Annotated in this window: 11 protein-coding genes; 4 read left to right on the top strand and 7 right to left on the bottom strand. The window is 67.2% G+C overall.

Going from position 1 to position 14,655, the window contains the following annotated elements:
• Together ACPCUW_RS34255 and ACPCUW_RS34250 are read right to left on the bottom strand one after the other, a co-directional pair.
• A partial coding sequence (locus ACPCUW_RS34255) for a nitroreductase (RefSeq protein WP_423429508.1) occupies positions 1-692 on the bottom strand: 692 nt, incomplete at its 3' end.
• A gap of 50 nt (positions 693-742) precedes the next feature.
• A complete protein-coding gene (locus ACPCUW_RS34250; protein ID WP_195050221.1) occupies positions 743-1,915 on the bottom strand; it encodes a CaiB/BaiF CoA transferase family protein in 1,173 nt (390 codons plus the stop codon).
• Between the two features lie 274 nt (positions 1,916-2,189).
• On the opposite strand from ACPCUW_RS34250, the gene ACPCUW_RS34245 reads away from it, so the two are divergent.
• From ACPCUW_RS34245 to ACPCUW_RS34230, 4 genes are all read left to right on the top strand, one after another.
• Positions 2,190-3,671: an aldehyde dehydrogenase gene (locus tag ACPCUW_RS34245; RefSeq protein WP_423429506.1), complete on the top strand. Its 1,482-nt coding sequence runs from the start codon at positions 2,190-2,192 to the stop codon at positions 3,669-3,671.
• 24 nt (positions 3,672-3,695) lie between these two features.
• On the top strand, positions 3,696-5,090 hold the full coding sequence (locus ACPCUW_RS34240; protein ID WP_423429504.1) for an MmgE/PrpD family protein: 1,395 nt from the start codon (positions 3,696-3,698) through the stop codon (positions 5,088-5,090).
• A 527-nt stretch (positions 5,091-5,617) separates the two neighbouring features.
• Complete coding sequence (locus tag ACPCUW_RS34235) at positions 5,618-6,808, top strand: low temperature requirement protein A (RefSeq protein WP_423429502.1); 1,191 nt, start codon at positions 5,618-5,620, stop codon at positions 6,806-6,808.
• A gap of 93 nt (positions 6,809-6,901) precedes the next feature.
• Positions 6,902-7,882 carry an AraC family transcriptional regulator gene (locus ACPCUW_RS34230; RefSeq protein ID WP_423429501.1) on the top strand — a complete coding sequence of 327 codons (981 nt, stop codon included), beginning with the start codon at positions 6,902-6,904 and terminating at the stop codon, positions 7,880-7,882.
• Between the two features lie 65 nt (positions 7,883-7,947).
• On the opposite strand, the gene ACPCUW_RS34225 is transcribed toward ACPCUW_RS34230, so the two are convergent.
• From ACPCUW_RS34225 to ACPCUW_RS34205, 5 genes are all read right to left on the bottom strand, one after another.
• Positions 7,948-8,748, bottom strand: a complete 801-nt coding sequence (locus ACPCUW_RS34225; protein ID WP_423429499.1) for an SDR family NAD(P)-dependent oxidoreductase — start codon at positions 8,746-8,748, stop codon at positions 7,948-7,950.
• A complete protein-coding gene (locus ACPCUW_RS34220) occupies positions 8,745-10,385 on the bottom strand; it encodes a class I adenylate-forming enzyme family protein (protein ID WP_423429498.1) in 1,641 nt (546 codons plus the stop codon). The genes ACPCUW_RS34225 and ACPCUW_RS34220 overlap by 4 nt, the downstream gene beginning before the upstream one ends.
• Positions 10,386-10,458: 73 nt before the next feature.
• Positions 10,459-11,919, bottom strand: a complete 1,461-nt coding sequence (locus tag ACPCUW_RS34215) for an aldehyde dehydrogenase family protein (protein ID WP_423429497.1) — start codon at positions 11,917-11,919, stop codon at positions 10,459-10,461.
• A gap of 9 nt (positions 11,920-11,928) precedes the next feature.
• Positions 11,929-12,660, bottom strand: coding sequence for a hypothetical protein (locus ACPCUW_RS34210; protein ID WP_157121553.1), 732 nt, complete (start codon positions 12,658-12,660; stop codon positions 11,929-11,931).
• A gap of 49 nt (positions 12,661-12,709) precedes the next feature.
• Positions 12,710-14,650 (bottom strand): hydantoinase B/oxoprolinase family protein, encoded by a 1,941-nt coding sequence (locus ACPCUW_RS34205; protein WP_423429496.1) that lies wholly within the window; start codon positions 14,648-14,650, stop codon positions 12,710-12,712.
• Positions 14,651-14,655: the final 5 nt, after the last annotated feature.

Here is a 14,655-nt window from a genome sequence, read left to right as displayed (position 1 = left end):
CCCCGCCAGGTGACGACTTCGCTCAGCGGCGCGCGAGCGGTGCGATAGTTGTTCGCGGGGTGCTCGAGGTCCGGATATCCGAAGGAGATGCCGACGACGATCTTGCGGTCCGCCGGGAGGTCGAAGTACTCGCGGAGGAACGGCGACTGCCCGGCCAGCGCCGCCTGGGCGATCGTGGCGATACCCATGCTGTGGGCGGCGAGCAGGACGGTGCCGACATACAGCCCGGTGTCGACCGCACCGTAGATGCCCTGTTCGGCATCGGTGGTGATGATCGCGACGTGCGGAGCGCCGAACAGGCGGAAATTCTCGAACGCCTGTCGGGCGGAGGCCTCACGATCACCCCGTCGCACACCGACCGCCTCGTACAGCTGCCAGCCGCTGGCCCGGCGTCGATCGCGGTACACCCCCCGATACTGCACGGGTGCCTCGAAATCGAATTCCGGCGCGGTGTGCCGGCGCGCGTGCTCGGTGAGGGCGTCACGGAACCTGTCGGTGGCCGCGCCGGAGGTCACGATCGCCTGCCACGGCTGGGTGTTGCACCACGACGCCGAGCGCTGCGCGAGGGCGAACAGGCGCTCGATATCGGCCCTGGGGACCTGGCGCGACTCGTAGGCCCGGCAACTCCACCGCGAGTCCAGCAGCTTCTCCAGCTCCACCGAGGCGCCCGTCGTCAGGTCGTCGCTCGACATACACACTCACTCACTGTTGTTGGAAGACAGGATGTCTCGATCCGCGTGGTTCATTCCTCGGCGTAGATCACCTTGTTCTGGACCAGTTCCTCGATCTGCTCGGGCGAATACACCTCCGCGGCGACAGCGCGACTGTGCGCGCCGACCCGCGGGGCGGTTCCCGGCCGATCCGGACGTTCACCGTCGAACTTCCACGGCGGCCGCATCAGGGCCAGCCCGTCGGGCTGGCGTTCGACCATCTCCAGCCATTCGACCTGCTCGTGCCCGAGGTAGCCGGACATCGACAGCACCGGCGCGAAGGGTACGTCGGCGGCGGTGAGCGCCTGCTCCCAGTGCTGCACCGATTTGCGTTCGAATTCGGCCTCGACGATCTCGGCGAGTTCGAAGTAGTTCGATTCGCGGGGGCGGTATTCGGCGAATCGCGGATCCTCGGTGAGGTCCAGGCGGTCCATGGCGGTGCACAGCGCGTGCCAGAACTTCTGCGAGGAGGACAGGTGGATCGCCAGGAACTCCCCCGTCGAGGTCTTGACACAGAAGTTCTGCGCCTGCGGGTGGCGGCTCTGCCGACTCGGGTCCGCGCCCAGTTCGAAGGCCTGGGTGATGCCGTCGATGGTCAGACAGCTCACCGCCTCCATGATCGAGGTCTCCACACGCTGCGGCGCACCCGTCTTCAATCGGCCCACCAGCGCGGCCAGCACGCCGGTGGCCGTGCTCAGACCGGTGACCAGGTCGGCGCTCAGACCGCCCGCCAGCTGCGGATGGCCGGCATCACCGAACAGCGAGTACAGGCCGCCGAAGGCATGTCCGATGGTGTCGTAGGCAGGGCGGTTGGCCAGCGGCCCGCCACCGCCGAAGCCGGTGACGGACCCGTAGACCAGATCGGAGCGCAGCGCGCGGCACTCCTCGGGACCGAGGCCCATCGCCGCCAGCTTGCCGGGGCGCAGATTCTCGAGCACCACGTCGAAGTGCGGCACCAGCGCCTTGACCAGCGCGATCCCCTCGGGCTTCTTCAAATCGACGGACAGGCTGCGCTTACCGGTGTTGTATTGGCGGAAATACGGGCTCCCGTCGTTCTGCAGGCGCCGGAAGTCCTCACCGACCACCGGCTTCTCGACCTTCACCACCTCCGCCCCCAGCGCACACAGGATCGAGGTGGCGAACGGCAGGGATATATAACCCCCGATCTCCAGGATGCGGATCCCGTCGAGCGGCTTGTGCTGCATGTCATGCCTCCAGACTGTCTGATTTTTAATATAATATATTGTTCTGCGCCTGGGAAGTGGTTCGAAGAGTTCGCGCATACCCCCAAGGCAGTCTCCCTAGCGGCCATCGGAGAACCGCAACCCCCTGCATCGGCCCCTTGAAGGGCTCAGGCAATATCATATACTTTGTATTATTCGGATCACATGGGCCATCTGTCGTGCCCCACGTCACCGCGCGCGACGCCGATCCGCACGCGCCGTCTCCGCGACGCGCGACCACCACGAGGAGTCAGTAATGGGCCGACAGGCAGCCGTGCGGCAAGGGCCGTACGACAAGTTGTTCATCGACGGCGCCTGGGTGTCACCCACGTCCGAACGCACGATCGACGTGATCTCCCCCAGCACCGAGGAGATCATCGCCCGGGTCCCCGAGGGCGTGGAGGCCGATATCGACGCCGCGGTCGACGCCGCCCGCCGGGCATTCGACTCCGGGCCCTGGGGGCGTAGCGATCTCGCCGAGCGCATGGCGGTGCTGAGCAAACTCAGCGCGCAGTTCGCCGCTCGGGCCGAGGAGATCGCCCAGGTGGTCAGCGCCGAAATGGGTTGTCCCATCTCCCTGTCGAACACGATGCAGGCGGCCGGCCCGCGCCTGCTGCTGGACGCGTTCCTGGACATGGCGCCGTCGTATCCGTGGGCGGACACCCGGCGCTCGGCGACCGGCAACGCCTTGGTCACCCGGGAAGCGGTCGGGGTCGTCGCGGCGATCGTGCCGTGGAACGCGCCGCTGCTCACCACCATGATCAAGATCGCGCCGGCGCTGCTGGTCGGCTGCACCGTCGTGCACAAGCCCGCACCGGAAACGCCGCTGTCGGCTTACCTGCTGGCGGACATGCTGCAGGAGGCGGGCCTGCCCGGCGGCGTGTTCAATATCGTGCCCGCCGGACGCGCGGTCAGCGAACATCTGGTTCGCCACCCCGGGGTGGACAAGGTCTCGTTCACCGGCTCCACCGGGGCGGGGCGCCGGATCGCCTCGCTGTGCGGCCACGACCTGCGCCGGGTGACGTTGGAGCTGGGCGGAAAGTCGGCGGCCGTGCTGCTCGACGACGCGGACTTCGACGTCGTCATCCCCGCCATCCGCGCCCTGTCGCTGCGCAACAGCGGGCAGGTGTGCAGCAACAAGACCCGCATCGTCGTGCCGCGCTCGCGTCGTGACGACCTGATCGGCCAGATCGTCGCGATGATCGAATCCATGCCCGTCGGTGATCCGTTCGATCCGGCCACCGAAATCGGCCCGATGGTCAGCGCGACCCATCGCGCCAGAGTGGAGGGATATATCGACGGCGCCAAGGCCTCGGGGGCGAACCTCGTCATCGGCGGCGGCCGCCCTGCGGGATCGGACCGCGGCTGGTACGTGGAACCGACCGTCTTCGCCGATGTCGACCCGGCGGCGAAGATCGCACAGGAGGAAGTCTTCGGCCCGGTGCTGACCGTGCACACCTACGACACCGAGGCCGAGGCAATCGCCATCGCCAACAACTCCGAATACGGCCTCAACGGTTCGGTATTCTCCGCCGACGCCGAACACGCGCTGGCCGTCGCACGCCGAATCCGTACCGGCACAGTCGAAGTCAATGGCAAAGGGGTGGGTTTCCACGCCCCGATCGGTGGATTCAAGAACAGCGGGATCGGCCGGGAGGCCGGGCCGGAGGGCTTCGACGCCTATGTCGAGATCAAGTCCTACGGCCTGCCCGACGAGCTCGTCGGCACCCTCGCCTGAACGACTTATCCGAAAGGTTTCTCGATGCAGACCATTCCCGCACTCGAACATTCCGTGGCCCGGCTGGTCACCGACCTCGAATTCGATTCCATCCCAGCCGAAGCCCTCGCCGGCGCGCGCGGGCTGATGCAGGACCAGCTGGCCCTGCAGGTCGGCAGTGCCTCGCTCCCGTGGAGCCAGGCCGTATTGGAACTGACCCGCGCCTCCCACGCCCCGGGCACCGCGCACGTCACCGCGAGTGGTGACGCGATGAGCGCGGCCGACGCCGCGTTCGTCAACGCCACCTTCGGGCACGGCTTCGAATACGACGACGCGCACCGCGCCAGCTCTTCACACCCCGGGAGCTGCGTGGTCTCGGCCGCGCTCGCGGTCGGCGAGGAGCTGGGCTCCTCCATGCGGGAGGTGATCACCGGCATCGTCGCCGGATACGAGGTCTACACCCGCATCGGCGTGCTCGCCGCGCCGCAACTGCTGGAACGCGGCTTTCACCCGCACTGCCTGCTATCGAACTTCGGGGCCGCCGCCGTCGTGGCGAAGATGCGCGGCTTCGATGCCGAACGCACGCTGCACGCGCTGTCGATCGCGTTCAGCCACTGCTCGGGCACCACCGAATACACCTCGACCGGCGGCTCGGTGAAGCGGCTGCATTCGGGCATCGGCACGCGCAACGGCATCCGCGCGGCCGAGATGGCGGCCGCCGGAATCACCGGTCCGACAACGTTTCTGAGTGGCGCGAAAGGCTTCTACCGCACCTTCGTCGGCCGCGATGTCGCCGACGGCGCGGACGCCGCCTTCGCGCTCGACGCGCCGTTCGAGATCACCAAGGTGTGGGTCAAGCCGTACTGCTGCTGCGGCATCAACCACGCCTACATCGACGGCGCCCGGCAACTGTCCGGCCGCGCCGCGGATATCGAGAGCATCCAGCTCGGCATCCAAACCGGTGGCGACATCATCATCGGCAACAAGAACGCCAATGCCTACGCTCCCCAGACCATCGAACATCTGCAGTACAGCCTGCCGTTCCAGTTCGCACTGTCGGTGCTGGGCCTGGGCAACGGCTTCCGCACCCACCACGACTACCTCGCGGGCCGGCTGGACCTGAGCGAAGGCAGCGATGTCGCGGCCCTGGCCCGCCGGGTGAAGATCGAGGTGAAACCCGAACTCGACACCGCCTACCCGGGCAAATGGGTCGGCGACATCACCGTCACCTACACCGACGGCACCACCGAGAAGATCTTCGTCGACAGCCCCATGGGCACCGCCGAAAACCCCATGTTCCAAGAGGATCTGGACGCCAAATTCCGCGATGTGACAGTCGCTGACCTGGGCCCCGAACGCAGCGCGGAACTGCTGCGCGCGATCACCGCCGGTGATGTGAACCAGCCGGCATCGGAATTCGCCGCGCTGCTGCGGGCCTGACGCGGACACGGCATCGGCCGGCTCAAAAGTGCACTCCAACGCCCACACACCGGCCACCCCGCAGGAGCTCGGCGAGCCCGACGTCGCTGCGGGAAGCCAGGAAAGCCGACATTTTCCGGTAGCGGGCGATCCTGCCGCCGCAGGGAAGGCCGTCGGATTTCGGGAGCGCACGAAAGTGCAACCCCTACGGAAAATCGAGCGGCCACCGACAACAGCGACGCCTCCGGAGGCGAATCAGCACCTCCGGAGGCGTCGCTGTTTCCCTGCCGGAACCGGCCGGCCCAGGGGTTCTCAGCTCCCATGGGGCCGGCTGGGTCAGCAGGTCCTCCACCAGGTGGAAACTCGGACACCGACATGCTGGTCCGGCGCGCCTACGAAGCGAAGTATCGTGATCAGCCCAGCGCCGTCGAACCGATGGTGGCCCCGACCGCCGCGGAAACGACGCTCCGGGTGACCGCCGCCGGATAGCTCGCGGCCCGCTCGAGTCTCGACGGCGCGACGAACATCGGTGCGGCCGAGGAGGAACGATGACGCGGGCGACCCCAGCCACCCGGCGCGCAGTCTCACCGCTGGAACTGTTCTTCGATCTGGTGTTCGTGCTGGCCATCGGCCAGCTCACGCACCATCTCACCGCGCATCTGAGTTGGCGCAGCGCCGCCGAAACGCTGGTGGTGCTGATAGCGGTATGCGGGGTGTGGGCGTTCACCAGTTTCGAGGTGACACTGCTCGATATCGAGCGCCGCGCCACCCGCGCGGTCACCATCGCCGTCATGGGCCTGGCGCTGTTCATGAATGCCGGGATCGCGCACGGATTCGACGACGGCCCATGGCTTTTCGTCGCACCGATGCTGGCGGCCCTCGGCGGGCCCGCCGGATATGCGGCGATCTCGGCGCCCACGCCCGAGCTGCGCAGCCATTTCCGGCACGTGCTGATCTGGTTCGCGGTCTCCGCACCGTTCTGGATCGCCGGCGCCGCAATCGGCTCCGACATTCGCCTCTACCTGTGGGCCGTGGGCGCGCTGATCGACCTGCTGGGCACGTGGACCGCGCATCCGGTGCGGGGCCGTAGCGTTCGTACCGCACATCTGCCGTTCGACGCCGAGCACATGCTGGAACGGATGCGGCTGTTTCTGATCATCCTGCTGGGCGAGACGGTACTGACGCTGGGGCGCATCATCTCCGATCATCGCGGTGATCCCGTCACCCTGTTGCTGGCACTGGGCTGCGCCGCCGCCCTCGTATGCCTGTGGGCCGTCTACTTCGGCCGCTCGGAACAGCTGGTGGTCACCCACGCCGTCGAGATCGAGAATCCGATCCGCGCGGTGCACGTCGGCATCAACGCGATCTACGGTGTGGTCGCGGGCCTGGTGCTGTTCGCCGCGGGCAGTGAGTTGCTGCTGGCGCATCCGGCCACACGGGCGGCGGGCGTGCCGGGAGTGTTCGTCCTCGCCGGCCCGGCGCTGTACCTGCTGGCCCAGGCGATCTATTTCCGGTGGGAGATGGGAACCGGATGGAGGATCCGCCTGGTCGGCGCGGCCGCACTGGGGCTCGGGGCGGCGGTGGCCTACTGGTTGCCGACCTACCTGGTGATCATTGTTCTGGTCGCGATCCTGCTGACACTGGCAGTGCGTATCAGCAGCAGAACTCCCATACCGAGTCGCGCCGCACAACCTCCGGTGAGCGGAACCGAGGGAAATCACGAAACATCGAACCAATGATTCAGATATAATATATTATCTTGCCTGTACGTGGGGCCACCCCGGGTCAGCGCCCGCCGCACACGAGTAGGCTGAGGTTGCGAGGAGGTAACGGTGCCTGAGCAACTACACACCGACCCCCGGCTGAGTTTCCATACCGGCGATGTCGATGCCGCCATCGAGCAGGTCACCAAGACGTTCGCCCGGCATGAGGTGCAGCTGGCGGATGTGCGCGACCTCGATTTCCAGCTCGATCTGGCGCCCGCGCCGCGACTGACCGTCGCCCGGATGAGCTACGGCACCGAGGCGACCATCCACGGCCCGCCCATGCAGCTCTGTTATCACGTGAATCTCCCAGTGACCGGCGAGAGCGTGGTGGCGCAGAACGGTGTGCGCCGCACCATCGCCGGCGGCGAGGCCGGGGCGGTGTTCGTCCCCCGCTACCCGGTCATGGTGGCCTGGAGTTCCGGATCGTGGCAGTACCACGTGAAGATCCCCAAGGAGTTGCTGGAGGCGCACGCCGCCAAACTCACCGGCGTCCCGGTCGACGACGGAATTCGCTTCGACGTCGATTTCGACCTGCGCGGCGGACTGGGTTCGGCGCTGCTCGCGACCACCGGTTTCCTCTACGCGGAACTGAATCGCCCGGGTGGGCTGGCGACCGTGCCCAGCGCATGCCAGGAATTGGAAGCGGCGCTGATGACACAGTTGCTGATGGCGGTGCCCAGTCAGCTGAGCCCCCTGCTGCACAGCAAACCGGCCCATACCCGGCGCTCGAAGATCCGCGAACTCATGGACTACATCGACAACCATCCGGAGGAGGAGATCACCACCGCGGATCTGGCGGCGCGCGCCGGAATCAGTCCCCGCGCGCTGCAGGCCGGTTTCCAGGACATCGTGGGCATGTCGCCGACCGCGTATCTGCGCGGCGTGCGCCTGGATCGCGTACACCTGGAATTGGCTTCGGGCAGCGCGTCGTCGATCACCGACGTCGCGGCGAAGTGGGGCTTCTTCCACCTAGGCCGCTTCTCCCAGCAGTATCGCGAGCGTTTCGGGGCCACACCGTCACAGACGGTCGGCCGCGCACGCCGCTGAGCCGGGCCCGCGACGACGAGGTCGCGGACCCGGCTCGGTGTGTGCCGCAACAGCTTTCGCGGCGGTCAGCTTTCGTCGAAGACGATGGTCGAGGCGTCGACCGCGGCGCCTCCCCCGTCGGCCACCAGGACGTGCCCGGTGACGATCGACGCGTCCCCGGAGGCCAGGAAGGCGCAGACCGCGGCGATCTCCTCCGGCTCGGCCGCGCGCCGCAACGGGACGTGCGCGGTGGTCAGGTCGTAGGCCTCATCGAGGGTGATTCCTTCGCGTTGGGCCAGATACGCCATCGCGCCCTCGCCGAGTGGGGTGCGGATCCAGCCGGGGCAGACCGCGTTGACCCGGACCCCCTTCGGACCGTATTCCCGCGCCAGCCAGCGGGTGATGCCGATCAGCGCCGCCTTCGCCGCGGTGTAGCCGACGGTTCCGGGCGGGCCGGCGATCAGTCCGGCGGTCGATGCGAACAGCACCAGCGAACCTCGCCGCTGCACCAGATGCGGCATCACCTCTCCGGCGAGGTAGTACGAGCCGTTCACGTTGACGTCGAGCGCTTTCTGGTATGCCGCAGCATGTTTCGGGTTCGCGGTGCCAGAGATCGCGGCGCCCTGCGCGGCAATGACGGTATCGATACCACCCAGGTCGGCCGCCGCGTGGGCGACGACGTCGCGAATCGCGTCCCGGTCGGTACCGTCGGCGGGCAGGGCCAGCGCACCGGTTTCCTTCGCCAGGACCTCGAGCCGGTCGGCGTCGATATCGGTCACCGCGACCTTCGCTCCGTCGGCGACCAGCCTGCGGACCACCGCCGAGCCCACCCCGCCGGCGGCGCCGGTGACGAGTGCGAATTCGGGTTTACTGCGTGCGCCGCTCATCGGACCACCTCACTGTTGTCGCCGCCCGCGCCGACGGCCTGCTCGGCCGGCGCCGGATCGGCGGATTCGACTGTCGCGCCGACACTTTCGTACTGTGCGCGCAGCTTGTATTTCAGGATCTTGCCCGAGGCGTTGCGCGGGAGTTCGTCCTGGCGGATGAAGTACTTCGGGATCTTGTAGGAGGCCAGCCGCTCCCGGCAGTACGCCCGCAGCGCATCCTCATCGATATCGGCGCCGTCCTCGACCACCAGCACCGCGCAGCCCACCTCGGTGTACTTGCGGTCCGGTACTCCGACCACCGCGGCATCCTGAATGCGCGGATGCGCGGTGAGCACGCTCTCGATCTCGGCGGGATACACGTTCTCCCCGCCGCTGCGGATCATATCCTTGGCCCGCCCGGCCAGGACGAGGAAGCCGTCGGCGTTCACATATCCCAGATCGCCGGTGCGGCACCAGCCGTCGACGAAGGTATCCCGGTTGGCGTCGGGACGGTTCCAATAGCCGGCGCTGACCGCGCCGCTGCGCACGATGATCTCGCCGACCTCACCGGGCGCCGCCGCACCGGCCGACATATCGCCCTCGCCCGTCCACACCTTGGCCTCGGCCAGCGGAAGTGGGCGGCCGATGCTGTCGGGCTGGGAGTCGAAATCCTCGTCGTCGAGGGTGGTGGCGATGGCCCCGCCCTCGGTGAGCCCGAACACCTGGGTGAGCCGGATCCCGGGCAGCCGCCGCCGGACCTCGGCGACCATCCACGGCATCATCGTGTCGCCGCCGATGATGAAGTGCCGCACCGATTTCGGGAGCCGATGCTCGATGTCGTCCATGCGCAGCATCTCCCCGAGCATGAACGAGAACAGCAGGCAGTCGGTGACCTGTTCGCGTTCGATCACCTCGAGCAGATGGTCGACGGTGAAGTTGCCCGAGGCGAGCGTGACGATAGTGCCGTGCATCAGCAGCGCCGGCGCGGCGACCGCCTCGAATCCGCCCGCGTGATACAGCGGCCCCGGGACGAGTGCGACGGTCTGCGTGGAGAAGCGCCAGCGCAGCGCCTGCATGGTGGCCGCGGCGAGGGTGTTGGCGTGGGTCCAGATCGCGCCCTTGGGCAATCCCGTCGTACCGGATGTGTAGAGCAGCGACATCGGGTCCTCCGCGGCGACGTCGGGTGCCTCGGCGAGCAGCTCACCTCCCTCGAGGATCTCGAACGGCTGCGCCCATTCCGGCGTCGGATGCTCGGAATCGATACGCACGATGAAGGTTTCGATGTCGAGCTCCGCGCGGATCGGCTCGGCCTTGGCGAGCAGACTGCTGTGGATGATCAGCGCCTTACATCCCGAATCGTCGAGGATGAACCGCAATTCGGCCGGGGCGAGCCGGAAGTTGAGCCGTACCGCGATCAGGCCCAGCCGCATCGCGGCGAAACACAACGGAAGGTATTCGGCGTCGTTGTACAACATCAGCCCGAGCCGATCACCCTTGCCGAGCCCCAGTTCCGCCAGAGCCCGGGCATAGCGCAGCGATGTGTCGAGCAACTGTTCGTAGGTGATCCGTTCACGACCGTCGAAGGCGACCGCGACCCGATCCCGTCCGCCCGCAGGGATCTGGTCGACCACCGAGTCGAGAACCCGAGTGAAGTTCACGGCGTACCATCCTTCCTCCGGGCCTGTCGATCACGGGCCCGCCGTACCGGCGTCATCTGTTCGTTGCGCATGGTCAGACGCCCGGTCCGATCACGATCTGCTTGAGCTCGGTGAATTCCTGAATTCCCTCCGGCCCCGATTCCCGGCCCCAGCCGGATCCCTTCACGCCGCCGAACGGTGCGCTGACCGCCGGGCCGAAGGTGTTGATCGCCACCGACCCCGCACGGATGCGGGCCGCCGTGGCGAGAGCCGCCTCGCGGTCGGTGGTGTAGACCGAGGCTGCTAGACCGAAGCTGGTGTCGTTGGCCAGCCGCACGCCCTCGTCCAGGTCGCGGTAGGTCTGCACGACCGTCACCGGGCCGAAGACCTCGTTGCGCACCAGATCGGCCTCGGGCGCCAGACCGGTGATCAGCGTCGGCTCGTAGAACCAGCCGGTGTCGGTATGCCGTGGCCGTCGCCCGCCGGCGACCACGCGACCACCCGCGCCGACCGCGCGTTCCACGAACCCCTCGGTGCGGCGCAGCGCCGCCTGGTTCACCAGCGGGCCGATCCGGGTTTCGTCGTTGAGCGGATCACCGATCCGCAGCGCCGCCCACGCCGCCCGCATCTTCTCGATCAGCTCGTCGTGGCGCCGCTCGGAGATGAGAACCCGCGACAGCGCCGCGCAGACCTGTCCGGTGCCGCCGGTCGCGCCCGGTACGAGCGATCTGAGGACCCGATCCAGTGGTGCGTCGTCGAGGATCAGCGCCGGAGATTTCCCGCCGAGTTCCAGATGAGTGCGGGCGAAGCGACACCGGGTGGTCTCGATGATCTGTTGTGCCGCAACACGTCCGCCGGTCAGCGAGACCATGTCGACGCGCGCGTCGGCGGTCAGCATCCGCCCGATCGCCACGTCGCCGCACAGGATGCTCAGCGCGCCCGGCGGAAAACCCGCAGCCTGCGCGCAGTCCGCGACGAGCCGCATGATCAGCTGCGATTCGACGGCGGCCTTCACGATCACCGGGCAGCCGGCCAGCAGCGCCGGAATCACCTTGGTGCCCACGGTGACCAGCGGGCCGTTGTAAGCCATGATCGCCAGCACCACACCGGCGGGTTCGCGGCGCACGACGACCTCGCCGAGCAGGGATTTACGGGGATCGTCGCGCAGCGCGTCGGCCGCGCATTCCAGGGCCGCCGACCACGCGCCGGCCGCACCGAACTTGTGCAGGGTCGCGCTGTAGCGGACGGGCATGCCCGCCTCCGCGGCCCACACGGTGCCCATCTCGTCGAATCGCGCCTCGAGCGCCGCGCAGAATCGGGCGCAGATCTCCACCCGGGTCGCGACCGGGACCTGCCCCCACTCCCGGCCCGCGTCCGCGGCCTGCAGCGCGGCGCGGGCCTGGTGCTGCGAAGGCAGCGCGACCTCGGCGATCACCTGCTCGGTGGCCGGTGACACCACCTCGTAGGCGGGCCCGTCGGCGGTGATCCAGTTACCACCGACGAATACCGAATCACTGTGCGGGACGGTAACTCCCGCGACATCGATCGCACTCACCGGCGAACCTCACGAACCGTTCGCGATGAAGAACGGACTGGCCGGCTTGCAGAACATGGTCGAGAACGGATTGATCATGAAGTCCGGGATCACCATCTCCCCGGAGATCAGCTGACGCTTCACCTCGCTGCGGAAGCCCTCGAGATCGCCGATCGTCTCGTAGATCGCGAGATGACCCAGATCCACTGCCTCCACCCCGGGCAGCGGCTTGACCTCCGACACCTCGAACCGTTCGGCCCGGATCACACCGGGGGCGGCCATGATCTGCGGAATGTGCACCTCGTCGTACCACTTGGCGAAGGTGTCGTCGTCGCCGGTGTGCCGGCTCCACGCGAAGAACAGATGCCGGTCGTCCAGCGATTCGGTGCGCGCGAATTGTTCCGACAGTTGCGGCTTGCTCACCGATTTCGCGAACAGCGCCTTGAACGGCTGCACCATGTAGTCCGGCAGCACCATCTCCTGCGAGATCAGCTTGCGCTTGACCTCCTCACGGAATCCCTGCGCGGAACCCTCCATCTCGTAGAGGGCCAGATGCCCGAAGTCGACCGCGGCCGAACCGGGCAGCGGCTTGGTGTCGGCGATCAGGAAGCGTTGCGCGCCCAGCATTCCGGGAGCTGCCATCACCTGCGGGATGTGCTCCTCGTCATACCACTTCGCGTAGGTGTCGTAGTCGGTGGTGTAGGTGCTCCACGCGAAGAACAAATTGCGATCGCTGGGGTTCGGCACGGCTGCGGAAGCCATCGGATAACTCCTCGTCGATTGTGAATTGTGTTGTGCGGGTATGGACTTCTCAGTGCGTCGCTCGCAGCGACGCGGTCGCCTGTTCGTCGATGCGCAGACCTTCGGGGTCGTGGTGCGGATCGCCGATGACGACCACGCCGTAGTCGCGGGCGGCGCCGGCGATGCTGACGTACTCGTCGCGCACATCGCGCAGCACCTTCTCTGGGTCACGCTCGAACGGCGAGCCCCAGCCGCCGCCACCGTTGGTCAGGCAGCGCAGCACCGATCCGGCCGTGGTCTTCCACGTCTTCTCGCTGGCGAAGTAGTGGTAGGTGCCGTGCTCGGGATCCAGGGCCTTGGTCCGCGGATCCAGCACGCCCGCGACCGGGGTGCTGGTCGCGTAGACCTCGGCGGTGGTGCCGATCAGATCGTCCGGCCCGCCGGTTCCGTTCTGCGGCGGGAAGATCCAGATCGCGCCAGTCGGTCCCGCCTGTCCGCCGTTGGCGCCCACACCGCTGGGTTCCTTGGTGCGGAACGGCGACAGGTAGTGGTCGGCGTCGGTGAGCCACAACGTGTCCTTGAGGTTGGCCGCACCGCCCCGGTGCTCACCGGCGCCACCGGTGTCGATCGCGTGTTCCTTGCGCAACATCACCACCGGAGAATCGTGTTCGATGGTTTCGGTGGCCGGGTCCAGGTTGTTGAGGTTGAACAGCACCGTGTAGCTGTCGCCGTCGGCCTCCTTGGTGGCACCCCACGGACCGTGTTCGCCACCGCATTGGGTGGCGCTGGTCCACGGTGTCCCGTCCGGGCGCAGGCCGTTGGCGTTGTGGGTGTTGGTGGAGCCGTAGTCGCCGCCGACGCCCTCGGCGCCCAGAACCGGGTTGAGCGCGTTGAAGATCGCGGCGATCAGCGCGCCGGAGGACTCCCAGAACATCATGGGCGCGCCCTCGGGCGGCATCGCGGTGAGGAAGGTGCCCGGCGGTGCGACCAGATCGATCGTGCGCCAGGTGCCCGAGGTGAACGGGATCTCGGGATCCAGCAGCATCGTCAATGCCACCCCGAGCGCCGTCTTCGCGTCCAGCACACCGCAATTGATGCAGGTGCGGGCCTGGGCCGAGGTCCCGGACAGATCGGCCTCGATGAGCGATCCACGTTTACGCAGGGTGACGTGCACGGTGTAGTCGACCGTGTCGTCGAGTCCGTCCGCGTCCACACACGCCTGGCCGGTGTAGTCGCCGTCGGGAATGCGGGAGATGGCCTCCCGCATCTTCTCCGCCGACGTATCGCACGCATAAGTCAGAGTGCCGAGATAGGCTGCCAGCCCGTATCTTTCGATGTTCTCCCGGATCAGCCGCTCCCCCAACTGCAACTGCTGATGCATGCTCTTGAAGTCCGGCATCAGCATCGCGCCCCAGCGGGTGTTGTCGAAGATCAGGCTGAAGGTCGAGCGCACCGGCTCGTCCTTCGACCACAACAGCATCGGCGGAATGACCAGACCGTTCTCGAAGACATTCATCTTCGTCGCGGAGAACCCGCCCGGCACCGTGCCGCCCATATCCAGTTGATGGGCACGCATATTCACGAACGAGACGATCTTTCCGTCCACGAACACGGGCCGGGTGAACAACACGTCGTTGACGTGGGTGCCGCCGCGATAGGGGTCGTTGCAGATCAGCACGTCACCGGGCGAGAGGTTCTCCGGGCCGAACTCCTCGACGGCGTTGCGCCCGGCGTCGGGCATGGTGCCGAGGAACGGGGTCAGACTGTTGCTGACCACCGCCATCCGGTAGTCCTGTTCCGGCGGCCCGCTGATGGTGCACGCGAAGTCGTACCAGTCGCGGATGATCGGTGAGAACGCCTCCCGCAGGAAGGCCGTGGACATATGTCCCACAGCGTATTTCAGCCGGTTGACGATCACCGACGCGGTGAACCGGTCACAACCGTAGGCGTCGTGGAATTGTTGGTCGGACAGATCGCGGATGCGGACGTCGGCGGTGTTGTTGGCACTCATGATCT

The sequence above is a fragment of the Nocardia sp. AB354 genome (assembly GCF_049538315.1).
Classification (GTDB): Bacteria; Actinomycetota; Actinomycetes; order Mycobacteriales; family Mycobacteriaceae; genus Nocardia; species Nocardia nova.
Note: the sequence above shows the minus strand (reverse complement) of the source record. Positions and strands in the feature narration are given on the sequence as shown.